The organism is Psychrobacter piechaudii, from assembly GCF_900162825.1.
Lineage (GTDB): Bacteria > Pseudomonadota > Gammaproteobacteria > Pseudomonadales > Moraxellaceae > Psychrobacter > Psychrobacter piechaudii.
This window is the reverse complement of sequence record NZ_FUGE01000202.1, coordinates 1-25,628: the sequence shown is the minus strand read 5'-3', so window position 1 is coordinate 25,628 and position 25,628 is coordinate 1. Positions and strand designations below refer to the sequence as shown.

The 25,628-nt window shown below is 41.1% G+C and carries 23 protein-coding genes and 1 pseudogene; 13 read left to right on the top strand and 11 right to left on the bottom strand.

The window, feature by feature from the left end; all coding sequences use genetic code 11:
• From A1019T_RS10875 to A1019T_RS13745, 4 genes and pseudogenes are all read left to right on the top strand, one after another.
• Positions 1-410: pseudogene (locus A1019T_RS10875) on the top strand (RNA-guided endonuclease InsQ/TnpB family protein); the annotation flags it as partial.
• 322 nt (positions 411-732) lie between these two features.
• Positions 733-1,449: an outer membrane lipoprotein periplasmic chaperone LolA gene (gene lolA, locus A1019T_RS10865; RefSeq protein ID WP_077451655.1), complete on the top strand. Its 717-nt coding sequence runs from the start codon at positions 733-735 to the stop codon at positions 1,447-1,449.
• A 216-nt stretch (positions 1,450-1,665) separates the two neighbouring features.
• Positions 1,666-2,085 carry a TetR/AcrR family transcriptional regulator gene (locus A1019T_RS13750; RefSeq protein WP_244156642.1) on the top strand — a complete coding sequence of 140 codons (420 nt, stop codon included), beginning with the start codon at positions 1,666-1,668 and terminating at the stop codon, positions 2,083-2,085.
• A 54-nt stretch (positions 2,086-2,139) separates the two neighbouring features.
• Positions 2,140-2,319, top strand: a complete 180-nt coding sequence (locus tag A1019T_RS13745; RefSeq protein WP_244156641.1) for a hypothetical protein — start codon at positions 2,140-2,142, stop codon at positions 2,317-2,319.
• Between the two features lie 17 nt (positions 2,320-2,336).
• On the opposite strand, the gene A1019T_RS10855 is transcribed toward A1019T_RS13745, so the two are convergent.
• From A1019T_RS10855 to A1019T_RS10835, 5 genes are all read right to left on the bottom strand, one after another.
• Positions 2,337-3,503 carry a multidrug resistance efflux transporter family protein gene (locus A1019T_RS10855; RefSeq protein WP_077451654.1) on the bottom strand — a complete coding sequence of 389 codons (1,167 nt, stop codon included), beginning with the start codon at positions 3,501-3,503 and terminating at the stop codon, positions 2,337-2,339.
• Positions 3,504-3,545: 42 nt separating this feature from the next.
• A complete protein-coding gene (gene queE, locus A1019T_RS10850; protein ID WP_077451653.1) occupies positions 3,546-4,274 on the bottom strand; it encodes a 7-carboxy-7-deazaguanine synthase QueE in 729 nt (242 codons plus the stop codon).
• Between the two features lie 229 nt (positions 4,275-4,503).
• Positions 4,504-4,824 (bottom strand): YajG family lipoprotein, encoded by a 321-nt coding sequence (locus A1019T_RS10845; protein WP_077451652.1) that lies wholly within the window; start codon positions 4,822-4,824, stop codon positions 4,504-4,506.
• A 42-nt stretch (positions 4,825-4,866) separates the two neighbouring features.
• Entirely contained in the window at positions 4,867-5,688 is an 822-nt protein-coding gene (dapD, locus tag A1019T_RS10840; protein WP_077451651.1) for a 2,3,4,5-tetrahydropyridine-2,6-dicarboxylate N-succinyltransferase, read from the bottom strand.
• Positions 5,689-5,823: 135 nt separating this feature from the next.
• On the bottom strand, positions 5,824-6,744 hold the full coding sequence (locus tag A1019T_RS10835; RefSeq protein ID WP_077451650.1) for an alpha/beta fold hydrolase: 921 nt from the start codon (positions 6,742-6,744) through the stop codon (positions 5,824-5,826).
• Between the two features lie 391 nt (positions 6,745-7,135).
• On the opposite strand from A1019T_RS10835, the gene A1019T_RS10830 reads away from it, so the two are divergent.
• Genes A1019T_RS10830 through A1019T_RS10820 form a run of 3 tightly spaced genes read left to right on the top strand, consistent with a single transcriptional unit; the run spans position 7,136 to position 10,662 of the window.
• Positions 7,136-8,179: a TAXI family TRAP transporter solute-binding subunit gene (locus A1019T_RS10830; RefSeq protein ID WP_077451649.1), complete on the top strand. Its 1,044-nt coding sequence runs from the start codon at positions 7,136-7,138 to the stop codon at positions 8,177-8,179.
• Positions 8,157-8,684 (top strand): DUF1850 domain-containing protein, encoded by a 528-nt coding sequence (locus tag A1019T_RS10825; protein WP_077451648.1) that lies wholly within the window; start codon positions 8,157-8,159, stop codon positions 8,682-8,684. Before A1019T_RS10830 ends, A1019T_RS10825 begins: the two co-directional genes overlap by 23 nt.
• Positions 8,656-10,662 (top strand): TRAP transporter permease, encoded by a 2,007-nt coding sequence (locus A1019T_RS10820; RefSeq protein WP_077451647.1) that lies wholly within the window; start codon positions 8,656-8,658, stop codon positions 10,660-10,662. Before A1019T_RS10825 ends, A1019T_RS10820 begins: the two co-directional genes overlap by 29 nt.
• 98 nt (positions 10,663-10,760) lie before the next feature.
• Here A1019T_RS10820 and lipA read toward each other — a convergent pair whose 3' ends face one another.
• Both lipA and A1019T_RS10810 read right to left on the bottom strand, forming a co-directional pair.
• The gene (gene lipA, locus A1019T_RS10815; protein ID WP_077451646.1) at positions 10,761-11,813 is read right to left on the bottom strand and encodes a lipoyl synthase; all 1,053 of its coding nucleotides are present in this window, start codon (positions 11,811-11,813) and stop codon (positions 10,761-10,763) included.
• 147 nt (positions 11,814-11,960) lie between these two features.
• Positions 11,961-12,371 (bottom strand): carboxymuconolactone decarboxylase family protein, encoded by a 411-nt coding sequence (locus A1019T_RS10810; RefSeq protein ID WP_077451645.1) that lies wholly within the window; start codon positions 12,369-12,371, stop codon positions 11,961-11,963.
• A gap of 465 nt (positions 12,372-12,836) precedes the next feature.
• On the opposite strand from A1019T_RS10810, the gene acnB reads away from it, so the two are divergent.
• From acnB to A1019T_RS10795, 3 genes are all read left to right on the top strand, one after another.
• A complete protein-coding gene (gene acnB, locus A1019T_RS10805; protein ID WP_077451644.1) occupies positions 12,837-15,440 on the top strand; it encodes a bifunctional aconitate hydratase 2/2-methylisocitrate dehydratase in 2,604 nt (867 codons plus the stop codon).
• Positions 15,441-15,655: 215 nt separating this feature from the next.
• Positions 15,656-16,855, top strand: coding sequence for an aminotransferase-like domain-containing protein (locus tag A1019T_RS10800; protein WP_077451643.1), 1,200 nt, complete (start codon positions 15,656-15,658; stop codon positions 16,853-16,855).
• Positions 16,856-17,066: 211 nt separating this feature from the next.
• Positions 17,067-17,504, top strand: a complete 438-nt coding sequence (locus tag A1019T_RS10795) for a PACE efflux transporter (RefSeq protein WP_244156640.1) — start codon at positions 17,067-17,069, stop codon at positions 17,502-17,504.
• A gap of 84 nt (positions 17,505-17,588) precedes the next feature.
• Here A1019T_RS10795 and A1019T_RS10790 read toward each other — a convergent pair whose 3' ends face one another.
• The 3 genes from A1019T_RS10790 to dnaB all read right to left on the bottom strand — a co-directional run bounded on the left by A1019T_RS10790 (position 17,589) and on the right by dnaB (position 21,183).
• Positions 17,589-18,389 carry an enoyl-CoA hydratase/isomerase family protein gene (locus tag A1019T_RS10790; protein WP_077451642.1) on the bottom strand — a complete coding sequence of 267 codons (801 nt, stop codon included), beginning with the start codon at positions 18,387-18,389 and terminating at the stop codon, positions 17,589-17,591.
• Between the two features lie 115 nt (positions 18,390-18,504).
• A complete protein-coding gene (locus tag A1019T_RS10785; RefSeq protein ID WP_077451641.1) occupies positions 18,505-19,572 on the bottom strand; it encodes a threonine aldolase family protein in 1,068 nt (355 codons plus the stop codon).
• Between the two features lie 171 nt (positions 19,573-19,743).
• Positions 19,744-21,183, bottom strand: a complete 1,440-nt coding sequence (gene dnaB, locus A1019T_RS10780; RefSeq protein ID WP_077451640.1) for a replicative DNA helicase — start codon at positions 21,181-21,183, stop codon at positions 19,744-19,746.
• A 711-nt stretch (positions 21,184-21,894) separates the two neighbouring features.
• Between dnaB and pdxA the strand changes: the two genes are divergently transcribed.
• The 3 genes from pdxA to A1019T_RS10765 all read left to right on the top strand — a co-directional run bounded on the left by pdxA (position 21,895) and on the right by A1019T_RS10765 (position 24,910).
• A complete protein-coding gene (gene pdxA / locus A1019T_RS10775; RefSeq protein WP_244156643.1) occupies positions 21,895-22,998 on the top strand; it encodes a 4-hydroxythreonine-4-phosphate dehydrogenase PdxA in 1,104 nt (367 codons plus the stop codon).
• Between the two features lie 83 nt (positions 22,999-23,081).
• Positions 23,082-23,987: a 16S rRNA (adenine(1518)-N(6)/adenine(1519)-N(6))-dimethyltransferase RsmA gene (gene rsmA / locus A1019T_RS10770; RefSeq protein ID WP_077451638.1), complete on the top strand. Its 906-nt coding sequence runs from the start codon at positions 23,082-23,084 to the stop codon at positions 23,985-23,987.
• Positions 23,988-24,073: 86 nt separating this feature from the next.
• Positions 24,074-24,910 (top strand): symmetrical bis(5'-nucleosyl)-tetraphosphatase, encoded by an 837-nt coding sequence (locus A1019T_RS10765; protein WP_077451637.1) that lies wholly within the window; start codon positions 24,074-24,076, stop codon positions 24,908-24,910.
• Positions 24,911-25,139: 229 nt separating this feature from the next.
• Here the strand turns inward: A1019T_RS10765 and A1019T_RS10760 are convergent.
• Positions 25,140-25,628: IS1 family transposase (locus A1019T_RS10760; protein WP_083720039.1), on the bottom strand; the 489-nt coding region annotated here is incomplete at its 5' end.

Sequence of the window (25,628 nt, the reverse complement as noted above, 5' to 3'; positions counted from 1 at the left end):
AAAATCAAAAACACAAGATTAGACTTAATTCATAAATTCACCACCAAGCTTGTTAAAGATAACAGCTTAATTGTGGTTGGTGATGTTAAATCTCGCTCATTTACAACTAGAAAAACCAATCTAGCTAAATCGACATATGATGCAGGATGGTTTGAGCTTAAACGACAACTGGAATACAAATGCAAGCATGCAGGTTGTCAGTTTGAGATCGTAAATGAGAGTTACACTACCCAGACCTGCTCGTACTGCCACAAAATAAGTGACAGTAGCTTGAGGGTAGAGCAGGTTTGCGAATAAGAGGATGGGCTTGTGCTGAGTGTGGCACATGGCCTGATAGAGATACCAATGCTGCTAAGAACATCCTTGCGGTCGGGCTTGACCGTCTAGCTGTAGGAATCCCCTCGGTTTAGCGAGGGGAGGAAGTCAATACAGAAATAGGGGATATGACACAATTAAGCCTCTAAAGCCATGCAAGTCATAACTGCGTAACAAGCCAGAAGTTTTTTTTGCAATTATCTTCTAGTCAGGTAATAAAAGAAATGGCACACTACTCAGCAAGTTATAAGTAGCGCGGTTTATTTGAAGGGCTATCCACTACTTATATTTTTGATCGACTTAATTTAGTACGATTTGTGCTATTGCTTACTAATAAGAAGTTATAATAAACGAAATTATATTTTACTTTTTAAGTTGTGGCAGTATTGCACTTAACCATTGAAGGAAAATTAAATTATGAACATTGAATTAAATGATAATAACAAGACAAAAACTATGATGAAAAAAGTAATGGGCACAGCACTATCAGGGGCTTTAATCTTTGGTATGCCAGTTATGGCCGTATCACAAGCGGCACAAGCAGCAACAGCTGCGGATAATTTAACAGCGGCTAAGCGTTTAAATACTCTATTGAGTAATACCAAAAGTATGACTGCTAATTTCACTCAAACCACCAAAGGCGCAAATGGGGGTAAAAGTGGTCTAAGTGCTAAGAACGGCACTTTCTCAGGTAATGTGAGTTTGCAGCGTCCTAATAATTTCCGCTGGAACATTACTTCACCTTCTGAACAGCTTATTGTTACTGATGGCAGTGCGCTTTGGGTATATGACAAAGATTTAGAGCAAGTTACTCGTCAAAACGCTGATCAACAGCTAGGTAATACTCCAGCTTTATTATTATCTGGCGATCCAAATAAAATCTCTCAAAATTTCAAGATTACTCAGCCAAATGCTAAGAAAAACTATTATGTGTTATACCCGAAAGCTAGTGGTAGTAACTTTAACAGTTTAGCAGTAAGCTTTAATGGTGGTAAGCCAGTAATGATGGTACTAAACGATTCATTGGGTCAGGTAACCTCTATCAAATTTAGTAATGTGAAGCTAAATGGCAGCATCCCAAGCAGCCAATTTAAATTCACTCCACCAAAAGGTGTAGATGTTATTAATCAATAATCAGTAAGCTGTTTAATGTAAAAAATAAAAGGACTCAAGCTTAAGCTTGAGTCCTTTTCGGTTATGTTACCTTGCTAAAATCTTGTTGTTTAAAAGATATGTTAAACTCATTAAATGCACAAAAGTTTTAAATCCTTTTTATTAAAGCCTATATTAGGAATTAATAAAGAGCCATTAAGATTTCGAATCTAATAACCAATGATACTTGAGGTTGAAATGAACCCCGCAACAGTAAAGTCACCACCCAAACGTTCAGAACAAAAACGCGCGCGTGAGACGAAGTGTAAGATACTTAATGCTGCCTTAAAGGAATTCTCTGCTGCAGGTTTTGAGGGCGTGTCAACACGGGCTATTGCCAGTACAGCTGGGGTAAACCATACCCTTATCACTCATCATTTCGGCACTAAAGAAGATCTCTGGAAAGCAGCAGCTGAGGCTATATTTGACACTTATACCGAGCAATCAGAAAAATATCTTGAAAGCCTTGGTGATTTAGAACAACCACAAAGAGTACGTGAGTTGTTGAGACACTATATTAATTTTAGTGCAGAATTTCCAGACTTTCACCGCTTTATGATTCAAGCCAACCGGGGAGATTCAGAGCTGCTCAATTGGTTTACAGACCAGTATATCTAGCCGTATTCAGACTCTGAGCTGGATCTGTTAAAGCAGGCGCAGAAGTTAGGGTTAATGCCTAAGGGAGATAGCTTGCATGTGCGTTATTTATTTATGGGTGCAGTCACCTCGATATTTACCTTCGCGCCACAGTTTAAGCGTTTATCGGGCACAGATCCGTTTTCAAAAGATATTGTCGAGCAACATATAGACTATATTTTCACAATTTTTGCTGATAAAGATCACCAAGCTTAAAATATAGATAGGGAAGGCTAGCCATTCTTTGCAAATAAAATTAAGCCAATCATAATAATAGCAATACCTGCTATTCCTAGAACCGAGGGCATGGGGTTGTTCAAAAACACCATGCCACCTACTAGAGCAAATATCACTTCACTGGCTTGTGTCGCATCGACACCAGCGACTTCACTTGAGGTTTCCGCTCGTTCTCGAGCAAATAAGAAAATACTAGTAGCAATAACGCCCGATAAAAAAGCCACCAATAGAGTATTGGTTACTTGGCTAAAATCAGGCAGTTTAGGCTGAATAAAAAGACCCAGAATTAACCAAAAGGGCAGGCTGCCCATAGTCATCAGCCATACTTTATTGAATGAATTACTAAGTAAGTTAGTAGGGATGGTGGGTATCTTCGCCACTAAAGCTTCTAATCTAGATTTAGGTAGCTGTTCTACTTTTGGAACGGGACTATCGGTATCAATGTAGTCATCCATTTCAAGCGATACAATTCTAGGAGAAATGGTGGTTAAGGCTTCAAACGCATCAAAGCCTTCATTGTCCCAGTAGATTTGGTCTTTAGAGCGTCTGGCACTTTTGGCCTTTGTAATTTCTACTACATTTAATTGCCTAGAATTATAGGAAGCCTGCCAGACTAGCTGACTGCCAATAGGATAGCTGAATGAGGCAATGATACAGGGTAGAGCGCCATAAACTAGAACCGTCGTTAATGGGATATCCATTATTGCCCCGGTGGGCATGGATAAAGCCTCACTAACGTTGACCAGAATAACCCCGATTAATACCAACAAGGCATAGAGGATGAGCTTTTTTTCAAACTTATGACCAAAAGCCATTAACACAAATAAACTGGCTACTACGGTGAACATGAAGGTAGCCGCTACTACCCAACCACTAACATGATCAGCGGCATAACAAAGACCGGCATAAAAAACACCAAAACCGATGCTACCAGTAAGGGTCCAAAAGACCCAGTGATCTTTAAAAATTACCCACAGCTGCTGAAGACGCAAAGGGCCATGTTGCAGACCGATCATCACTGTTAATATGATTAACATGAATAGGTAACGCAGGCTTGAAGACCAAAACCAGTGTCCACCGGAGTTACTCATCAATTCATTTAGGATATAGGTTGAACTAAAAAAAGCACTGGCGATTAAGGTAATCAAGATCAGCCTGACCATAAGGGACTCCTACTAGTTCGGCTGTTGTGGATTTAGGGTGTATTATTTGCCTTTAGCATCTGCCCAAATAATCTTATGCAGCTGCAGCTGTAATCTTACCGGAATGGCATCCTCTAAAATCCATTCTGCCAACTCTCGAGCTAAATTAGGTACATCCACTGCTGCTATATCACCCGCAGCGTCTTCATGGACATTGAACATGGGGGAAAACCAGACTGTGCCCACTTTCTTATCAAGCTGATACTCTTCTACTTTTTGTTTTGACCACTCATAATCATCACGGTTCATAATGACGAACTTTAACTGATCATGCTGGGTGAGGTGTTCTAGGTTTGACCACAAGTTCTTATCTGACTCGCCGCTGCTTGGTGTTTTTATATCCATCACCTTACTTACTGCGTCGGGCACTTCGGCCACTGATAGAGCGCCCGCTGTTTCTAATGAAACCTCATAGTCCTCATCAAGCAGTCTTTTGATTAGCGCAATACAGTTGGGCTGGGCTAAGGGCTCGCCGCCAGTAACACAGACTCTTTTGCAAGGGTATTGGCCAATATCTGCCATAATGGCATCTAAAGAGAAGCGCTCACCGCCGGTAAATGAGTAGGTGGTGTCACAATACACACAGCGAAGAGGGCAGCCCGTCAGACGAACAAATACGGTAGGCAGACCTGATGTGAGTGCCTCACCTTGTAAAGAGTAAAAAATCTCGGTCATACGTAACCCAGCTTCAGGGTCAGTAACAGGAATGGTGGTAGTTCTTAAATTTGACATAAAGTTGACTATTGGTACTTTAAAAGAGAGAAGTTGTGATTATTGCAAATAGAGACGTGGTCTAGATAGAGCAATAAAAAAGTGAAGGTAAGGATTATTTTAATAATCCTTACCTTCTAATATTCAGTGATGGCTTAGTGAACGTAATATGCTAACAGCTAACAGCAGACTTACCCATACGTAAATTCTTTAAGATGCCAGAAAAAATAAATGAGGTTATAAATCTGATTTATTTCATTCTTGTCAGTGCGCACATAGCTGGCGCATTGCCATAGCAGTTATAAGCATTATAAGGTTTTGTGCTGATGGTATAGCCTTTATCCTTCATACACTGAGTTTGCTTTTCAAATTTAGTTTTGTTGATTTGGCTGACATTATCAATATAATTGCACGATTTAAGATCTGCACGTGTGGTTTCCAACGTAGCCCCTGATTTCTTCCAAGCTTGATCTGCACTTGGTGGTGGCTGGTGATAAGAGGGAGACATCGCAGCACATCCCGATAGTATTAAGGTAGTAATAGCTGCAAGACTAACCAATATCTTTTTCATGGAGTGTGTCCTTCATCAATTAAATGAGATGGTGTCGCAAGATTAAGCCAAGCGCAATAATTCATTGATGCTGGTTTTTGAGCGGGTTTTTGCATCTACTTTCTTGACGATAACTGCACAGTATAAGCTATGTGAACCATCTTTTGAAGGCAGACTGCCAGAAACTACCACAGAGCCTGCTGGTACACGTCCATAATGAACCTCACCCGTCTCACGATCATAAATCTTAGTGGATTGACCGATATAAACGCCCATTGAGATAACAGACCCTTCTTCAACGATGACACCTTCGACAATCTCTGAGCGGGCACCAATAAAGCAGTTGTCTTCAATGATGGTTGGATTGGCCTGTAGAGGCTCTAATACACCGCCGATACCAACGCCACCAGATAAATGCACATTTTTACCAATTTGGGCACAGGAACCTACGGTTGCCCAAGTATCAATCATCGCCCCTTCATCAACATAGGCGCCAATGTTGGTGTAGCTTGGCATTAATACCACGCCTTTGGCAATGAATGAACCACGACGTGCAACGGCAGGAGGCACCACTCGCACGCCAGCTTCAGCGAACTGGGCTTCCTTCCAATTGGCAAATTTAGTAGGAACTTTGTCATAAAACTGCAGATGTTCACCGGTTTGCATCGGGTAATTATCGTTCAAGCGAAAAGACAAGAGGACTGCTTTTTTTACCCACTGATTAACTATCCATTCGCCATCCTTCTTCTCAGCCACACGTAAACTACCGTTATCTAGCTGTTCAAGGACATCGTTAACGGCCTCTTTAACGTCTTGTGGCATGGTGCTGGGGCTATATTCAGCAAGGTTCTCAAATGCTTGTTCAATAATTTTCTCTAATGACATATATTTTCCAAATAGAAGGGTTTAGATCCAAAGCGCCCTGCTGTGCAGTAAGTGACGCTTCAGATATTGTCGCTAATTTCTTCCACTTTAGCAAACTATAAAACTTAAGAGTGGAATGCTTTGCTTAAGATTATCTTATGCAATGCTCTGGTCTATCCAACCATATAGATCTTGATAAACTTGTTGGTTATCATCCTCATGCAAAGGCTCATGGCGCATTAAAGGATATAGCTGTTGGCTTACATGAGTAAATCCTTGCTTTTTCATGCGCTTGGTTAGCTTGCGAACGCCTTTGCCCATATTCCCGACAGGATCGTTTTCGCCACTGATAAATAGCATAGGGAAATCAGAGTCGATGGTCTCAGCCCAATTTTTTGCAAGGCCTGTGTCCATCAGGTTGAATAGAGTCCAAAACCCATTGTTGGTAAAGTCAAAACCACAAAGAGGATCTCTTTCGTATTCAGCAACTGCTTCTTGATTGAGCGATAACCAAGCAAAATCTGATTTGGAAGATTTGTCTTTTAACTGAGCGTTAAATAGTTTGCTCATCAGATTAGCAAAAACAGGGTTAGGGCGTTTAGGTTGTAATTTATTAAGGACTTTGGTTAGGGGCAATGCTGCTTTGACTAAAGGATTATGATCACTGCTACCCATAAGAATTGCACCAGCAAAATCATTGCTATGCACTTGAAGCACGTTACGCACCACAAACGAGCCCATTGAATGTCCCATAATAAAGTGGGGGACATCAGGATACTGGCGTTTTAAAGTATCGGCCATAATAATCGTATCTTTTAGCAAAGTTTGCACCGGAAATGGCTTAGCAAAATAGCCTAATTCATCAGCATTATTGATGCTGCGGCCATGTCCTAACTGATCATAGGTTAATACAGCAATATCTTTATCCGCTAAGTATTGCGCAAACTTCTCATAGCGGCCACTGTGCTCAGTCATGCCATGAACAATTAATAAGGTAGCTTTTGCAGTATTCTTTGGAGCATATAAAGTGTGATGGAGGGAATGAACTTGGTCGGACGACATTATAGTCTTGGCCATGGGGAATCCTTAGAAAAAGAAATCGTTTTATATTATTTAAGATGAATTAGTGAATTAAAATAAGGCACTTGTTATTTTAAAGGTGATTTTATGTTAAGATAATGTTAATAGTTTATTTATAAATCTAAACCTATAGGATGTAGCTCTAAAAGAGGTCTTATGGTGTTGTTACACTTTTCGATAATAATCTAAGAAGTTTGTGTATTGTGCATCATTATAGCTTAAATCTATTTGACTATTGCACCGTATTACATGTTCCCAGTGTATCGTAATGCTAAAATTTATGTTATAAATACTGATGAAACAAGACAAGGATTGCAAAGGTTGTGCAATAAGTTGATAGGTAAACTTTGTGTTTTCCTCTTCTATAAACAATTATAAGGACGTAATTATGACAGAAATATCATCTCCCCTTAATCCATCTACTGGATCTAAAAAGATCTTGCTTGCCTCAATGGTTTTATTAACCAGTTTAGGTATGACTGCGTGTTCTGATCAGAAAAATCAGTCAACAACTCAAAGTGCCGAGACAACTACAGATGCCGCACATGCTGATAAATTACAAACTAAATTCGTAACAATTGCAACCGGTGGTGCCTCGGGTCCCTACAATATTATAGGCACTTCTTTATCTGAGATTTATGCCAAAACATTTGGAGTTAACTCAAAGACACAAACAACAGGGGCTTCAGTAGAAAATATCAACCTTTTATCTCAAGGAAAGGTTGATATGGCATTTGTTATGAGCGATGTAGGAACAGATGCTATTGAAGGAATGAATAATTTTAGTGCACCTGTAACTAACATTCAACAAATTGCAGTATTGTATCCCAACGTAATGCAGGTAGCTGCAGCAAAGAGCTCAGGTATAAATACTATTGAAGACTTAAAAGGTAAGCGTATTGCAGTGGGTGACCAAGGATCAGGAACTGAAGTTAATGCACGTACACTTTTACAGGAATTTGGCATCACTTATGATGACGTCAATGTTGACTATTTAGGCTTTGCAGAAGCTGCTGATGCGATGAAAGCAGGTAAGATTGATGCTGCATTTTTCAACAGTGGTTTGCCAAACTCTTCAATTATGGAACTTGAACAAGGGTTTGATTTAAAAATTGTTAGTGTCAATCAAGATAAGCTGAAAGACATTATGACTCGCAAACCTTATTTTAATACCTTTGAAATACCGGCTGGTACTTATGGTAACAAAGAACCTATACCAACAGTTGCCATTATGAATGCTTTACTAGTTAGCTCTGACTTATCAGAAGAAGATGGTTATAAATTAACAAAAGCCTTATTCGATAACTTAGAGAGTTTAAAAAATGCGCATCAAGCTGCATCCACTATTAGCTTAGCTGATGCCCAAAAAGGTATGGTGGCACCTATCCATCCAGGGGCTAAAAAGTTTTATGATGAGCAAGCTAGCAAGTAATAAAGGTCACCGATTACTAAGTGCAGGGGTGGTTGTGTTATCAATTGCCTCTGCATTTTTTATTTTTTTCTGGCGACAAAATGTTACGGAAGTCAGTACTAAAGAAGGGCTGTGTTATTTTACTGAGCCTGAGTTTCAGTTGCGATGGATACACTCTGTTGAGAAGCAGTCGTGGGAAGAGTGGTATCAAAATAAAACTACTCATTTGTTGCTAACAAAAACATATTTTAAAGCTTTTGGAGCAGGGACACCCTCTACTGAGCAGCTCGAAACAAAAGATAAGCCAGGATTTATAGGATATAGAATTAACAGGGATTTTACACAGCTTAATTGGGTGGTTTCTAGGTTGACCAAAGGTGAGATACTTTATGGTGGCCATGATCTATTAATCTACCAATGGGTTCCTGATTACTCAGAAGTGGTTATTGCCCCTAAAAGCTATAGTGTAATAGATATATTAAAAAAGGATTATTGTCATGACTACTTATCAGGAAGAACACAGTAGTGAGCAGGTAAATAAACAAATCTTGGAAAAGTATGATCGAGAATCAATTACTCGTCATTTAACTCAAGGACCAGTCAAGTATTTTATTGCAGCTGTCTGCATCTTATATTCACTATTTCATCTTTATATTACATTCAACCCTATGCCTGCCTTACTTCAAAGGGCGGTACATGTTGGCGTTGGGTTTGGATTAATATTCTTAATTTTCCCAGCTACTAAGTCTACTAGTAGGAATAAAGTGGCTTGGTATGATTGGATATGGTTGTTGTTATCTATATCCGGCGTTGCATACCTTTTTTATGCTTATCAAGACATTGTTACCTCTAGAGGAGGAATGGCTAATCATGTAGATATTATATTTTCTATTATTACAGTTCTTTGCGTATTAGAGGGGAGCCGGCGAATTACAGGCTGGATATTACCTATCTTAGCTAGTATATTTTTGCTCTATCCTTTTATCAGTCATTTAAACTTTATGCCAGACAGGCTATTAACTAGACCTTATGATATGGGAGATATATTTGGGCAGTTGTTTTTGAAAACGGAAGGTCTGTATTCAACTGCTATTGGTGCATCGGTTACATTTATTTTCTTATTTATACTTTTTGGTGCTTTTTTAGCACGCTCGGGTATGGGTCAGCTTTTTAATGATCTTGCTCTAGCTTTAGCAGGTCATAAACAAGGCGGGCCTGCAAAGGTGGCTGTATTGTCTAGTGGATTCATGGGAAGTATCAATGGTTCAGCCCTATCTAACGTCGTAAGTACAGGTGCCTTTACTATTCCACTAATGAAAAAGGTAGGCTACCATAAGGACTTCGCAGGGGCAGTTGAAGCTAGTGCTTCAGTAGGGGGCCAGATATTACCGCCTATTATGGGGGCAAGTGCCTTTATTATGGCAGAGACTACAGGAGTTAAATATGGCACCATTGCTCTAGCAGCTTTACTGCCAGCTGTGCTCTATTACTTGGGAGTCATTGCTCAGGTTCATTTTAGGGCAGGGCGTCGAGATCTTAAATGTATTGCCAAAGAAAGTTTACCGCGTATTAAAGAGGTAATTAAAGTTCGTGGTCACATGCTATTACCAATTGTATTTCTTATTTTTTTATTAATGAAAAACGTACCTGTTGGATATTCAGCAGCTTATACTATTGCATTTACTGTTGTAATTAGTATGTTACGAGCAGAGACTCGTATGAGCATCAATGATATTTTAGGAGCTCTAGAAGATGGTGCGCGTCAGTCGCTAGCTGTAATGGCTGCATGTGCTGTGGTCGGTATCATTATTGGTGTGGTCAGTTTAACTAGCTTTGGCACGGTAATGACCTCAGCTATCGTGACTTTAGGTGCAGGCTCGTTGTTTTTAACCCTTATTTTGACAATGTTAGCCTCAATGGTTTTGGGTATGGGTTTGCCATCAATTCCCGCTTATATCATTACAGCGACCATGGCAGCTCCTGCCCTAGCAGGGTTTGATATTCCTATTTTATCTGCACATATGTTTGTTTTCTATTTTGGTATATTTGCTAACATCACACCACCAGTTTGTTTGGCTGCTTTTGCAGGGGCTGGGATTGCAGGTGGCGATCCAATGAAGACTGGTTTCCAAGCATTGAAATTGGCCTTGGCAGGATTTATTGTTCCCTTTATGTTTATCTATAATCCTACAATGCTAATGATTGATCCTACAGGACTTGCGGTGACTGCCAAGGAGTTTCCATTACCACCTATCATAGACATCATTGTTGTGGTTCTGACTTCTGTCACAGGTATTATTGGTTTGAGTGCAGCAGTTGAAGGGTACTTTAAAGGGCTGATGAACCCAATAATGCGTATATTATTAGCAATTGGCGCGCTTTTACTAATTTATCCTGAAGTCATTACGGATGTTATTGGAGGTTTTATTGTAGTTGGCATTGCTATATTAAATATTAAAGCCAATAAATCAAATAAAAAGCCTGTTCAAGTGACGACTATTTAGTTTTATCATAAGTTACGTGTAGACACTCTATAAAAAAGGAGACCTATAAAATAGATCTCCTTTTTTATCTTAAACACTCTTGAGGCTAGAGGCAATTACTAGCAGCCCAGCGTCTTGCCTTCCGCCTCAGCGGCCAAAGCTTTTTTGCTGCGCACAGGGGCAGGGCAATCTTCACCATAGTATTGACGATCAGCAAAGTAGCTTGAGCGAACCATAGGGCCGGCCCAAATGCTAAAGAAACCAATCTTCTTACCATAATCCATATAGCGCTGGAACTCATCTGGATGGACATAACGATCTACAGGCGCATGGTTCTTACTAGGTTGCAGGTACTGACCAATAGTAATCATGTCTACATCATGGGCTTTTAGATCATCAAGTAAGGCATAAACCTCTTCTTCAGTCTCACCCAAGCCCACCATAAATCCGCACTTAGTGGCGATGTCTGGACGGCGTGCTTTGTATTGTTTCAGAAGATCTAGTGAGTGCTGGTAGTCAGAGCCTGGACGGAATGCTTTATAAAGACGGGGCACAGTTTCAATGTTATGGTTAAACACATCTGGAGCTGTTTCGGTCAATAAGTCTAGTGCCACCTCCATACGACCACGGAAGTCAGGCACTAAGATTTCAATTAAGCAGTTTGGGCTTAATGCTTTTGACTCATTAATCACGTCCACAAAGTGCTGAGCGCCACCATCTTTTAGATCATCACGGTCAACTGAAGTGATAACCGCATACTTAAGGCCCAAACCCTGAATAGTTTCTGCCGTATTACGCGGTTCATCTTTGTCTAATTCATTAGGACGACCATGAGCTACGTCGCAAAACGGACAACGGCGGGTACAAATATCACCCATAATCATAAACGTAGCGGTACCATCCCCGAAGCACTGTGGCAGGTTAGGGCAGGCAGCTTCTTCACAAACCGTATAAAGCTTCTGTTTACGCAAGGTTTTTTTGATGCGATCCACCTCAGCAGGTGAAGACATCTTAACGCGAATCCAATCGGGCTTCTTCGGTGCTTCTACCGTAGGAATTACCTTAATTGGAATACGAGCTACCTTGTCATAGCCACGAAGTTTTTCACCTTTAACCGCTTTTTTTGGTTTCGGTGCGGCTGCTGGCACGAAAGTTTGCACTGTAGTTGTCATAATCAGCTTCTGTCCTAACCCTTGATAGTATTAGGGTTTATTAGTAATTCAAAATATAAAAATGAGTGATGTCATTATATCAGATATTAGGCTAGGCGCGGAGAATTCAAGCTGATAACAGAAGCAAAGTGAACTGAATTCGACTGATTACAGCGAGTCATCATTCAAGTCAATCCCCAGTTCAGTTAAGGCTTCTATCGCTGCTCGAAACGCCTCTTGGGCAGCTGGTGCGCCGCAATAAGGTAGGCTATGCATTAGCACTTCACGGATTTCCGCCACGGTTGCCCCATTATTAATTGCACCTCGGACATGGCCTTTTAATTCATTAGGGCTTTTTTGAGCAATTAAAAACGCCATAGTTATCAGTGAGCGGTATTTATGAGGCAGTACTTCTTCCTCTTGCCAAGTGCTGCCCCAAGCGTGCTCGATAATCCAGTCTTGAAGAGGCTGGGTAAAAGCAGTTGCTGAGTTTAAAGAGCGTTGCACATGAGACTCACCCATAACTTTGGTACGTACTTTTAGTCCATTTTGGTAATTATCACTTTTATTGTCTGTCATAATAGGATTCCTTTTTATAAACGAAAGATAAGTTAAAGATAAGTAGGGGGAAATAACAGGTCAATAGGACCCAATAGTTTTTAAATAAGACCCAACAGCTTTTAAAAAAGTAGGTCAATGATGGTCTTAATCATTTTAATTAGCTTATCAAATTAAACCATATATATTTTTTTTAAAGTGCTTCTCGTTGTTACTAATTAGCCTAACAAATTAATGCTATCAGGCATTGAGTTATACTAGGTATTTCTAAAATAAATGTTCGATATGGCCTTAAAATGCATAGGGTTTACAGTTTGGTGATTAACTTTTTGGGCGTTTTAGGCTATATTAGTGACGAGAGTTAAACCCACCTGCAAGGTACTGGCAGCCCCCACAAAATTCTACTGTTAATATTGACTGATGACAGTAATTTAACCCTGTGGCAGCTACCTAACCTGCGTAAAATAATGAAAGAGGACGCTTATTGTGTTAGACGCATATCGTAAACATGTCGAAGAACGTGCCCAACTTGGTACAGTGCCATTACCACTATCTGAGCACCAGACTGCCGATTTAGTTGAGCTGTTAAAAAATCCACCAGCGGGTGAAGAAGAGTTCTTGATGGACTTATTGGTTAACCGTGTACCAGCAGGTGTTGACCAAGCAGCTTACGTGAAAGCCGCTTTCTTAGCCGCTATCGTAAAAGGCGAGGCAACTTCACCTCTAATCGATAAGAAAAAAGCGGTTGATATCTTAGGCACTATGCAAGGTGGTTATAACGTATTACCTTTAGTAGAAGCGTTAGATGATGCTGAAGTGGCTGAAAACGCAGCAGCAGCACTGAAAAAGACCCTATTAGTATTCGACGCCTTCAACGACGTTACTGAAAAAGCAGAAGCGGGTAACGAAAAAGCGAAAGAAGTAGTTCAGTCATGGGCTGATGCAGAATGGTTCTTAGAGCGTCCAGAAGTACCTCAAAAAACAACCTACACTGCATTTAAAGTAACGGGTGAAACCAACACAGACGACCTATCTCCAGCACAAGACGCATGGAGCCGTCCAGACATCCCATTACATTCATTAGCTATGCACAAAAACTCTCGTGATGGCATCCAAGCTGACGAAGAGGGCGTACGTGGCCCAATGAAGCAAATCGAAGCACTAAAAGAAAAGGGCTTCCCTTTAGCATATGTTGGTGACGTAGTAGGTACTGGTTCTAGCCGTAAGTCAGCGACTAACTCTGTACTTTGGTTAATGGGCGATGATATCCCTAACGTACCAAACAAACGTGGTGGTGGTTTAGTATTAGGTGGCAAAATTGCTCCTATCTTCTTTAACACTATGGAAGACTCAGGTGCTCTACCTATCGAAAACGTTCAAGTTGATAACATCAACATGGGTGATGTATTTGACATCTATCCACACGAAGGCAAAATCACTAAGCATGATTCTGACGAAGTACTGTCTACTTTCGAATTGAACTCAAACACGCTTCTTGATGAAGTTCGTGCCGGTGGTCGTATTCCATTAATCGTAGGCCGTGCTTTAACTAACCGTGCTCGTGATTACTTAGGCCTAGAGCATTCAGACGTATTTGCTAAGCCAGAGCAACCAGAAGCTTCAGACAAAGGTTACACTTTAGCTCAGAAGATGGTTGGTAAAGCTTGTGGTATGGAAGGCGTACGTCCAGGTATGTACTGTGAGCCTAAGATGACTACTGTTGGTTCTCAAGATACCACTGGTCCTATGACTCGTGACGAACTAAAAGACTTAGCTTGCTTAGGTTTCCAAGCTGATTTAGTAATGCAGTCTTTCTGTCACACAGCTGCTTATCCAAAGCCAGTTGACGTTGAAACTCAGCACACGCTACCTGACTTCATCATGAACCGTGGCGGTGTAAGCTTACGTCCAGGTGATGGTATTATTCACTCATGGTTAAACCGTATGCTTCTTCCAGATACAGTAGGTACTGGTGGTGACTCACATACTCGTTTCCCAATGGGTATCTCATTCCCAGCAGGTTCTGGTCTAGTAGCTTTCGCAGCAGCGACTGGTGTTATGCCACTAGATATGCCTGAATCTGTTCGTGTTCGTTTCGTTGGTGAGCGTCAGCCTGGTATCACACTACGTGACCTAGTACACGCTATCCCATTACAAGCGATCAAAGAAGGCTACTTAACTGTTGATAAGAAAGGTAAAATCAACGAGTTTAACGGCCGTATCTTAGAGATTGAAGGTCTAGAAGACTTAACAGTAGAGCAAGCGTTCGAATTATCAGATGCCTCAGCTGAGCGTAGTGCCGCTGGTTGTACCATCACTCTATCTGAAGAGTCGGTAACTGAGTACTTAAACTCAAACATCACTCTACTTAAGTGGATGATCTCTGAAGGTTATGGCGATGCTCGTACGCTAAGCCGTCGTATCGAAGCTATGCAAGAGTGGTTGAAAAACCCAAGCTTAATGCGTGCTGACGAAGACGCTGAATACGCTATCGATATGACCATCGATATGAGCCAAATCAAAGAGCCAGTACTGTGCTGCCCGAACGATCCAGATGATGCGAAAACTCTATCTGACGTTGCCGGCGACACTATTGATGAAGTATTCATCGGTTCTTGTATGACTAACATCGGTCACTTCCGTGCCGCTGGTAAACTACTACAAGAAGTACCTGCAGGTAGCTTGAAGACTCGTCTATGGATTGCACCACCTACTAAGATGGATGCTCGCCAGTTGATGGAAGAAGGTTACTACAACGTATACGCACAAGCAGGTGCACGTACTGAAATGCCAGGTTGTTCACTATGTATGGGTAACCAAGCACGTATCGCTCCAAACTCTACTGCAGTATCAACCTCGACTCGTAACTTCCCGAACCGTCTAGGTCAAGGTGCTAACGTATACCTAGCTTCAGCAGAGCTAGCAGCGGTTGCAGCGGTACTTGGTAAGCTACCAACTAACGAAGAATATCAGCAATATGCTGGCATGCTAAACAGCATGGGTGACGAAGTATATCGTTACATGAACTTCGATCAGATGGAATCTTACTCAGAAGAAGCTGACAAAATTAACGTGGCTCAACTGTCATAAGTTGATGTGTTAATTGATTAGTTTTAGCTGAATAAAAGACCCCGTATCCTAAGATACGGGGTCTTTGTTTTAAAGGGTTTAGAGCCATAGTTACAATTGGTGCTAGACGTATTAATGGCCGGTTCTATATACTGGTAACTATAATAATTATATTAAATGCTGGCTGGCATTATAAAAATACCAATCCACCCAATAACGTTATAAAAGAGAGCGATATGCAGTATCAATTTTCAGAGGTGATTAACGAACTAAAACCCTCATTTATCCGCGAGATACTAAAACTAACCGTTAAGCCAGAAATTATTTCATTTGCTGGTGGGTTACCAGATCCTAGCTTGTTTCCGCATCAAAGCATTAAAGAAGCCAGCAACGCCATGTTTGATCGCAATGATCAGGGTATCTTTCAGTATACAACGACTGAAGGTCATGCTGGTCTACGAGAGTGGATTGCGAAGCGTTTCTCAGACACTCACAATGTCGAGGTGTCCTCAGACCAGGTAATGATTGTTTCTGGCTCACAGCAAGCTTTAGACCTATTTGGTAAAATATATATTGATCCACAAGATGCTGTGGTGATGGAAGCGCCTACTTATCTGGGAGCCATACAAGCTTTCCGTATGTATCAACCTAAATTTAAAGAGGTTGAACTGCAAGAAGATGGTCTAGATACCGATCAGTTTCGCTCTACCATGCAAGAAGAAGACAGTAAGTTCTTCTATGGTATTCCAAATTTTCAAAATCCTACTGGCCTGACTTACTCTACCCAAAAACGCCAGCAAGTTGCCGATATCTTAAAAGAGACCGGCAAGATTATGTTAGAAGATGACCCTTACGGTGCTTTATTGTTTGATGAGGAAGGTCAATCTTCGCCAGACACTCGACCTATCTATGCCTTAGCACCAGAAAATGTGGTCTATATGGGCTCATTCTCGAAAGTATTCGTTCCAGGCTTCCGTTTGGGATGGGTTATTGCGCCTAAGCCTGTCTTAGCGAAAATGATTATTGCCAAGCAAGCAGCCGATTTACACACCAACTCATTTGTTCAAGAATTACTCTATGAGTTTGTGACCAGCCACGACTTAGATGCCCATATTGATTTGATTCGCCAAACTTATGCCACCAAAAAGGCGTGCATGGTAGAGGCGATCAATACTTATCTAGGTGACGAAGTTGAGTTATTCCCAACATCAGGGGGTATGTTCATTTGGGTGCGTGTGCCTGGTGTGGCTATTATGGATTTACTCACAATTGCTATTGAGAAAAATGTGGCCTTTGTACCAGGTGAAGCTTTCTCCTTAACCGGCGGTTATACTGATCACATGCGCTTAAACTTTACCAGTTTAGAAGAAGATCAAATTGTGGAAGGGGTTAAGCGTTTGAAAGCTGCGTTAGACGCTTATCGCGCAAATCAGTAAGTCTAAATTAGCCTATATAAGCAATTGTCTAGATGAACTAATATTAAAGCCCTTGTTATTTTATAACAGGGGTTTTTATATAAACTAGAGTTAGTGCTTATTATGCTAGAGAGTATACAGGCGGAAACCGTGGCTTGTATTTCAATTGTTTTTTGTTGTCTCGGGGCGGACCGATTCTTTTAGAGTGCAGTGCTTTTGTACTTAGGAGTGAGTGTTGATTACCTTGTCGCCTTTGAAGCGTCGCATAGTATATGTGACTGTATTTGAGATTATCGCCATTATATCTTCTACTTATGTGTTGATGTGGTTAAGTAATAGTGACGCCTCAGAATCGTTACCTGTTGCTGTTATGGTGTCGTTGGTAGCGGTTGTCTGGAACTTTATATTTAATACGTTGTTTGAAGCTTGGGAGCGCCGGAACAAGGTCCAACAGCGAACGGTTCTAATTCGCAGTATACATGCCATAGGGTTTGAGGGCGGGCTAGTATTAATTTGCTTGCCACTATACATGCTGTGGTATAACGTGGGCATTTATAAAGCTTTCACTATGGAGCTGGCTTTATTACTGTTCTTTTTGGTGTATACCTTTATATTTACCTTAATCTTTGACAAGATCTTTACTTTGCCTCAGCATTATAAATCTAAATAATAAAAGGGCTACCTGAGGGTAGCCCTTTTTAAATTCGCTTAAGCTTACAACTGTCTAATAGCCGTAGTCTTATGAGCAACAAAATTACTGATTATAAACCGGCTTACGCTTTTCAATAAAAGCGGTAATGCCTTCAATAAAGTCATCAGTTTTGGCCAGTCTTGCTTGCTGATGGACTTCCATATCTAAAGCTTCATTTAAACCCATATACGCATGAGTATTAATCAAATGCTTCATAGTGGTTAAAGCTGTACCAGGAAGCTGGGTTAAACGATTGGCTAGTTTTAACACGGCGGCATCAAGCTCATCGCTGCTAACGACTTGATTCACTAAGTTTAAATCTGCCATATCTTGGGCGCTAATTTTATCACCGAGCATTACTAGTTCAGTAGTTTTAGCCGGACCAATTAGCTCATTTAGTAAGTAGATACCTCCAGCATCAGGTACTAAACCAATATGAATGAAAGCTTGTACAAACTTAGCATTATCAGCAGTAATGCGGAAGTCACAGGTTAAAGCCAAGTTCAGGCCAGCACCAGCAACTGCACCTTCAAGTTTGGCAATAATAGGCTTATGAATTTTACGCAGTAATAAACTGACTTCGCCAGCTCCAGTGACCATGGTTTTTAGCTTTTCTGAAAGTGCCTCTTTCTCTAAGCCATCTGACAGCATCTCTTTGATGTCGCCGCCGCTTGAGAAGTTACCACCGGCTCCTTGCAAAATAATGACACGAACTTCAGCATCCGCTTCAGCTTTGTTTAAGGCAGACACCACGGCGCATTTCATCGGAGTGCTAAAAGCATTTAAGCTTTTTGGATCATTAAGAGTAATGGTCGCGATATGATTTTCAACATTATAAATTACAACATCTTGAGACTGGGTCATAATAGCTATCCTAATACATTGAAGCAAAATATTGAGAGGGTAGAGGTATCACTTGTTAGTTATACACTTTTATTGCTAGCGATACAAAAACAATTCTCTTGGTTTAACAAAAGGTTTAGTTATTGGAGGTATTAGCCTCTAGCGTATTAGTTTCTAGCATGGAGATAAAACGCTCTACCTGATTTTCAGGCGTGGCCCAAGAAGTCACTAAGCGGCAGATGGTAAACCCATTATCCAACTGCTCCCATTCATAAAAATCAAACTCAGTTTTTAAGATAGCAATAAGCTCAGGAGGTAATAGGGCAAAAACCTGATTACTTTGCGTGGGCACGAACAGCTCAATACCACATTGCTCTAAACCTTCAGAGAGCTTTTTAGCCATAGCATTGGCATGAAGACAAAGCTCTAAATACTTATCGTCTTTTAATAGAACCTCAAACTGAAGACCCAGTAAATACCCCTTGGCCATCAAGCCACCATGACGCTTCAGGTAGATATTAAAGTCAGTGGCAATGTCTTTATTGGGGATAACTAATATCTCACCGAACATGGCACCCATTTTGGTACCACCAAACCAAAATATATCGGTGAGCTCAGCGAAATCTGCAAAGGTTAAAGTGCGTTCATCAGGATTGCTATGGGTGTAAGCCATAGCGGCGCCTAATCTTGCCCCATCCATAAACAAATACATGTCATTGCTACGGCAATAATCTGATAAGGCCTTTAGCTCTTCATAGGTATAGACCGTACCTAGCTCGGTGGTATTAGAAATATACACCGCTTTGGCTCTAACTACATGCGGAGTAAAGCTATGGCGTACTCGTACTTTCTCCAAGGCTTCAATGGTCAACTTACCCTGTTGGGACTCTGCCAGGATAACCTTATGACCTGTGGCCTCAATAGCGCCTGCTTCATTGACAGCGATATGGCCAGTGTCACAAGCTACGATGCCATCGATTGGCGATAGCATAGCGTCAATACAAACCAAGTTTGCCTGCGTGCCAGTAATACCAAAGTGGATAGCAATGTCTTTGTTGTCTAATTGCGACTTTATTTGATCGCGTACTCGATCAGAGTATTCATCGAAGCCATAGCCCTTATGTTGTTGTAGGTGGGCATCTTGCATGGCTTTAATGATGTCAGGGTGGGCACTTTCGCTGTAGTCGTTTAAAAAATGAAACATAACTTGGTTTTAAACTCTCTTTTATTATAACGGAGGTTAGGCCGAGGCCAGTTGGGTGAAACAAAAAGGAGCCACTAAACCCTAAGGTAAGTAGCTCTGTTGACGTAATTCAATACTCTAATAATTTACAGCTATTTTAAAGCGTTAATCTGTAGGGGGTTAGTAGAAAACTTATTCATCGTTCTCGAAACTGGCATCCGCCATATAGTGATCAGGCGTTAAGTTGATGAAGCGGGTATATTGACCTTCGAATGCCAAACGCACGGTTCCAATAGGTCCGTTACGCTGCTTACCAATGATGATTTCAGCCACCCCTTTTAGGTCAGAGTTTTCGTTATAAACTTCATCACGATAAATAAAGGTAATTAAGTCAGCGTCCTGCTCAATAGCTCCTGATTCACGTAAGTCAGACATGATAGGGCGTTTGTTGGGACGGTTCTCAAGGCTTCGGTTAAGCTGAGACAAGGCAATAACAGGGCAATTTAGCTCCCGTGCTAAAGCTTTTAAGCTTCGTGAAATCTCTGAAATCTCTTCTACACGGTTGCCACTTAAGCTAGGTACTTTCATAAGCTGTAGGTAATCGACTATCACCATGCCTACTTTACCGTCATGGTTTTTTGCAATACGGCGACACCGTGATCGTACCTCTGAGGGGGGAAGGGCTGTGCTGTCATCAATATATAGATGCTTATCTTGTAAATGAGAGATGGCGTTCATCATACGCGCCCATTCATCTTCATTCATTTGAGCAGAACGTAAGCTGGTTTGGTTAATTTGGCCCCAAGAAGACAGCAGACGCATAACGATGGATTCTGCTGGCATCTCCATAGAGAAAACAATTACTGGTAATTTTTCGTGAAATAGCACCCCTTCAGCTAAGTTCATGGCGAAGGTGGTCTTACCCATAGAAGGACGGGCAGCAACAATGATTAAATCACCAGGTTGCAGTCCCTGAGTTTTATTATTGAGCTCAGTAAAGGGAGTTTTTAAGCCAATCATGCCATCTGGATTATTCTTCAGCTCATCCATTTGTTCAATAACATTTACTAGAACTGAGCCGACATCGACAGGCCCTCTTTGCTGAGCACGTCGGTTATGTTGCTCGTTAATCGCAAATATTTTAGACTCAACCGTGTCTAGAATGTCACTGACACCGCGCTCTCTGGGATCATAAGCCAAGGCTAGCATTTCATTACCTGCTGTAATAAGTTGGCGTAAAGTTGATAGCTCACGAACCCGCTCTGCATAAGAGACGATGTTGAACATGGTACTCGGGCTTTGGGTCACAATATCGGCCAAGTAGCTTTCACCACCGGCCTGTTTTAATAGTTTTTGTGAGTTAAGCCAGTCATGTACCATCACCGTATCATAAGGTTCGCCTACCATAGCGAGGTGAGAGATTGCGGCAAAAATATGCTGATGGCGACCTGCGTAGAAGTCGTCTTTGGTAACGATGTCAGATATTTTGTCAAAAGATTCGTCAATACTCATCAAAGTAGCTAGCAAAGCTTTTTCGATGTCTACGTTATGGGGAGGCTGCTGACTCAATAAATCGGTTAAACCAACGTCATTATTGTCATTTTTTTCACTTCTTTTTTTACTTTCGGCCATAGTTCTATTGTCATTATTGAGGTACAGGGGTGATATAAGCTCAGCGAAAACAACTTGCTGAAAAATAAGGTACTGCTATTTATTTAGGTATTACTTTTGAAGAATTAATTTATTAGATGTTACTTTATTAGCTGTTAGGGTGTTACTATTTATGATGCTGCCACCATATGATGCTACTAAAAAAGCAGAATAATTAAATCCTTACTTGGAGTATTTGTAGGTTTTGGTATTTACAGAGGCTTTGTTCCCTAAATATTGAAACCAGGAGGATTTAGGGTTAAGGTTAGGTAGTGCTAATGCGGTTTTTTTGCTAAAAGTGTCTGAAAAAACTATTCATATAGTGATAAAGCAAGTCATATAGTGATAAATCAAGTTTATGATTTGAGCGATAAAGTTTAACACATTGACAGCGCTTATAGATTAAAAAAACACATGACTTTATTTTCGCAGCTCGCGTATTATCATGAAGAATATATTATTCATTAGACCCATAATTGGGACTAGATGACGGCTAATCAAGGGCGGTATAACTGATAGCCAAATTACGTTTGCCTCCAATTAATTATTAATAAAGTGATTATTAACAAGGTGATATTGATGACCACACACTCAACTGATTTAGAGCATGCTAAACCAAATACAGGGAGTGATGGGCAGTCAGTTAGCCTATCTCCTTTAATTTTAACCACAGGTGAGCCTGCTGGTATAGGCATGGATATTGTATTGCAGTTGGCGCTAGCAGGAGAGCTTGCCAATCTTGACTACCCAGTGGTGGTATTGGCTGATGAGGAGGCATTACAACAAAGATTTGAGCAAGTGTATGGCAAGCCAATCCAAAGCTTAGATGCCCCACTGTGGCAGCGTATTGCTGAGGCCAGTAAGGTGATGAATGTCGCAGATAGCTCACAGCAATTTCTCACTGAGAAAATTTTGCAAGCTAAGTCCTCAGGCATAATAGCGGATACCTCTCCCAAGTTTTATTTGATTCACGTTGGTTGCCAACAGCCCGTCATTGCGGGGCAATTAAACGTAGATAATGCCGCCATGGTCATTACCCAGTTACAGATAGCTCATAAGCTTGCTCAATCTGGATCGGCGAGTGCCATTGTGACCGGACCTTTACAAAAATCAGTATTAATCGATGCCGGCATCACTTTAGAAGATGGGTCGATGTTCACCGGTCACACTGAGTTTTTTATGCAAAAAAGTGGCTGTGATAAAGTAGTGATGATGCTAGCCAATAAGGCTATGAAGGTGGCGCTGGTGACTATTCATATGCCACTGAAGGAAGTAGCAGCAGCGATTACCCCAGATAATGTGCGCCAAACAGTACAAATTTTATTAAATGATTTACAACAAAAGTTTGGGCTCAAAGATCCGAAGGTTTTAGTGTGTGGTTTGAATCCCCACGCCGGTGAAGACGGTCATCTAGGTACTGAAGAGATTGAAATTATCAATCCTGTATTAAAACAATTCCAGGATCAAGGGGTGAATATCTCCTCCGCTATGCCTGCCGATACTCTATTTACCCAAAGACACCTCAAGCATTGTGATGCCGTCATTGCTATGTACCATGATCAAGGCTTGCCGGTGTTGAAGTCACATGGTTTCGGCGATACGGTGAATCTAACGTTAGGCTTGCCTTATATCCGAACCTCAGTAGACCATGGTACCGCTTTAGACTTGGCTGGTAATCGTAGTAATGAAACTGCTGAACCCACTGATACTAAGGGCGGGCAGGCAAGTAGTAGTAGTTTATGGCAAGCCTTAACCATGGCCAATGATATGGTCAAATCAACTCTAGTCTCGAAGTGAATGAATTTTCAAGACTGGATAGATAAGTAATTCATTGAAATATGCTAAACTAGACCCCTTTACTAACTGATATTTATCGACTTATGACACATTCAGACGCTTCAAAACATCCGTTACATGGCACCTTACAAAGGGCAGCCAAACATCAGCCTAGAAAAAGGTTTGGTCAAAACTTTTTGCACGATGACAGTATCATCAGTCAGATTGTGGACTCTATTGGTCTTAACCGAGACGATAATTTGGTTGAGATTGGGCCAGGTATGGGCGCGCTAACGGAACCTTTATTAGAGCAAGTCGATGCCATGACAGTGATTGAGCTGGATCGTGATCTGGCCAGCAGCCTGCGTATTCGTATTGGCGCTAACAGCCATTCTAATTTCAATATTGTCAATACCAATGCCATGCAGTTTGACTACTCAACTCTTTATGATAAAGAGGCTGAGGGCGTTAAATCGAACAAGCTTCGTGTCGTAGGTAACCTGCCTTATAATATTTCTACTCCGCTTTTATTTACCTTATTGGAGTACTCAGATATTATTGAAGACATGCATTTTATGCTGCAAAAAGAAGTCGTAGAGCGCATCACCGCTGATGTGGGCAGTAAGATATATGGCCGTTTATCAGTTATCATGCAGTATTACTGTGAAACGGAATATTTGCTAACAGTACCAAGAGGCGCCTTTAATCCGCCGCCAAAAGTAACCAGTGCTGTATTCCGTCTACGTCCCCACCTTACCAAGCCGGTACAAGCAGAAGATGAAAAACTGTTTGCGTTAGTGGTGCGTGAGACGTTTAACCATCGTCGTAAGACCTTACGGGCTATCTTTAAGCAGTCTTCATTAATGGCAACATTGACTGATGAGGATTTTGCCTCCATTCGTATCGAAGGCAATGCTCGTCCTGAGACCTTGGATGTCAAAGATTTCGTGGCACTAAGCAACCTAGTAAATAGTAAACTACAAAATCAGCCTGAAGAGGGCGATGATTGAGCGACAAGGCTAGGGCACTATGACGAGGACGGTCTAAATTAAAACCAATAAAAGAGTAAATACTACCAATCAAACTGAGTGAATATATGAAATATCGTTCCGAGTATGTTATCGGAGATTTACAAGGATGTTACGCGGCCTATCTAGATCTTCTAAAAAAAATAGACTTTGACCCTGCTCAAGATAAGTTATGGTTTGTGGGAGATTTAGTAGCTAGAGGCGAAGATTCTTTATCCACCTTACGCCATGTCAAAGGCTTATGTGAGCAGGGAGCGGCTGCCACTGTATTGGGCAATCATGATATTAATTTAATCGCAGTATGGCGCGGTTTTGCTCCCTTAAAGAAAAAAGATCAAACTGAGGCTATTTTCAAGGCACCAGATTGTAATGAGCTGCTTAATTGGCTTCGTTGCCAGCCGTTAATGGCTTTTCCTAATGAGCAGACGGTATTGGTTCATGCGGGTATTCCACCGCATTGGAAAATCAGCGAGGCAGCACAATATGCCGGTGAAGTACAAGTACAACTTTCTAGTGGTTTTTTCCAACTTGATAGGGTGCTACCGCATCTGTATAGCGGGGAAGCAGATGATTGGTCAGACAAGCTCAATGGCTTTACCCGTATTAGAGCCATCACCAACTATCTCACTAGAATGCGGCTGTGTAAACAAGACGGCTCTCTTGAGTTTAGCTTTAAATCCAGCTTGACTGATAAAATGCCGGAGTCATTCCGTCCTTGGTTTGAGTGGGAAGTGCCTCGTGATCGTAAGATTCTATTCGGACACTGGGCAGCATTAAAGGCTGAAGTTGATCTGCCTACTGTTAGAGCTCTAGATGGGGGCTGTGTCTGGGGTAATTGTTTGGTGGCCTATCGATTAGCAGATGGTAAGATTTTTACCTCTTCAGATAAGTGCCCAAAATTTTAACTAAAAAAGCACAAGTTAAAAATGACTTGTGCTTTTTATTGCCTATAGGAAAGTGCTGTCCTATCAATCTAGGATTAAAATATAGTGCTAGAACTTAAGGGTGAATAACAGCCATTTAGGAAGGCGCAGATTTCAGAAAATAGCAAATATAAGCCCAAAATGTATCTACGACCGGTTCTCAATAGGCGGTAAATAATTTTTTGGTGGTGGTTCAAAAAGTAGGCTGACATTAGACATACCCATGATTGATGTAAAAGAAAGCTAAATCAAAGGCTTTAAAGTGATTTTCCAGTTTTTTAGAAAAGTTACAACTTCGCCTAAATGCTCGCCTTACTCGATGTCTGATAGTGTAATTATTACCTTCAATGCCGACCGTGAAAAACTTGCCAATGACTTGGGTAAAGCCCTTAAAACCGGTAACAAAGCTATCCCAGGTATCACTAGCGATTCTAGCACAACTTACGCCTAAGGCTTTCAGCTTAGCTTTAAGCTTTTTGACAGTGTTAAGGTCTCGTTTTCCCCACACATAGGCAACAACTTCACCTGTGTCACGGTGATAGGCATAAATTAGCCATTGTTTGTTGGTCTTTTTACCTACGAATGTCCAAAGCTCATCGATTTCAAGACAGTCGTATTGCCTTTGCTTGGGGGTTATTTGGTAGTGACACTTTTTTAGGGTGGTCAGTACTTTGCCTTTGCTGATTCTCTCAACGCAAGC

Bases quoted from the DNA above. Each gene is read 5' to 3' on its own strand.
- lolA (WP_077451655.1), top strand. From the start codon at position 733: ATGAACATTGAATTAAATGATAATAACAAGACAAAAACTATGATGAAA.
- A1019T_RS13750 (WP_244156642.1), top strand. From the start codon at position 1,666: ATGAACCCCGCAACAGTAAAGTCACCACCCAAACGTTCAGAACAAAAA.
- A1019T_RS13745 (WP_244156641.1), top strand. From the start codon at position 2,140: ATGCCTAAGGGAGATAGCTTGCATGTGCGTTATTTATTTATGGGTGCA.
- A1019T_RS10855 (WP_077451654.1), bottom strand. From the start codon at position 3,503: ATGGTCAGGCTGATCTTGATTACCTTAATCGCCAGTGCTTTTTTTAGT.
- queE (WP_077451653.1), bottom strand. From the start codon at position 4,274: ATGTCAAATTTAAGAACTACCACCATTCCTGTTACTGACCCTGAAGCT.
- A1019T_RS10845 (WP_077451652.1), bottom strand. From the start codon at position 4,824: ATGAAAAAGATATTGGTTAGTCTTGCAGCTATTACTACCTTAATACTA.
- dapD (WP_077451651.1), bottom strand. From the start codon at position 5,688: ATGTCATTAGAGAAAATTATTGAACAAGCATTTGAGAACCTTGCTGAA.
- A1019T_RS10835 (WP_077451650.1), bottom strand. From the start codon at position 6,744: ATGGCCAAGACTATAATGTCGTCCGACCAAGTTCATTCCCTCCATCAC.
- A1019T_RS10830 (WP_077451649.1), top strand. From the start codon at position 7,136: ATGACAGAAATATCATCTCCCCTTAATCCATCTACTGGATCTAAAAAG.
- A1019T_RS10825 (WP_077451648.1), top strand. From the start codon at position 8,157: ATGATGAGCAAGCTAGCAAGTAATAAAGGTCACCGATTACTAAGTGCA.
- A1019T_RS10820 (WP_077451647.1), top strand. From the start codon at position 8,656: ATGACTACTTATCAGGAAGAACACAGTAGTGAGCAGGTAAATAAACAA.
- lipA (WP_077451646.1), bottom strand. From the start codon at position 11,813: ATGACAACTACAGTGCAAACTTTCGTGCCAGCAGCCGCACCGAAACCA.
- A1019T_RS10810 (WP_077451645.1), bottom strand. From the start codon at position 12,371: ATGACAGACAATAAAAGTGATAATTACCAAAATGGACTAAAAGTACGT.
- A1019T_RS10800 (WP_077451643.1), top strand. From the start codon at position 15,656: ATGCAGTATCAATTTTCAGAGGTGATTAACGAACTAAAACCCTCATTT.
- A1019T_RS10790 (WP_077451642.1), bottom strand. From the start codon at position 18,389: ATGACCCAGTCTCAAGATGTTGTAATTTATAATGTTGAAAATCATATC.
- A1019T_RS10785 (WP_077451641.1), bottom strand. From the start codon at position 19,572: ATGTTTCATTTTTTAAACGACTACAGCGAAAGTGCCCACCCTGACATC.
- dnaB (WP_077451640.1), bottom strand. From the start codon at position 21,183: ATGGCCGAAAGTAAAAAAAGAAGTGAAAAAAATGACAATAATGACGTT.
- pdxA (WP_244156643.1), top strand. From the start codon at position 21,895: ATGGATATTGTATTGCAGTTGGCGCTAGCAGGAGAGCTTGCCAATCTT.
- rsmA (WP_077451638.1), top strand. From the start codon at position 23,082: ATGACACATTCAGACGCTTCAAAACATCCGTTACATGGCACCTTACAA.
- A1019T_RS10765 (WP_077451637.1), top strand. From the start codon at position 24,074: ATGAAATATCGTTCCGAGTATGTTATCGGAGATTTACAAGGATGTTAC.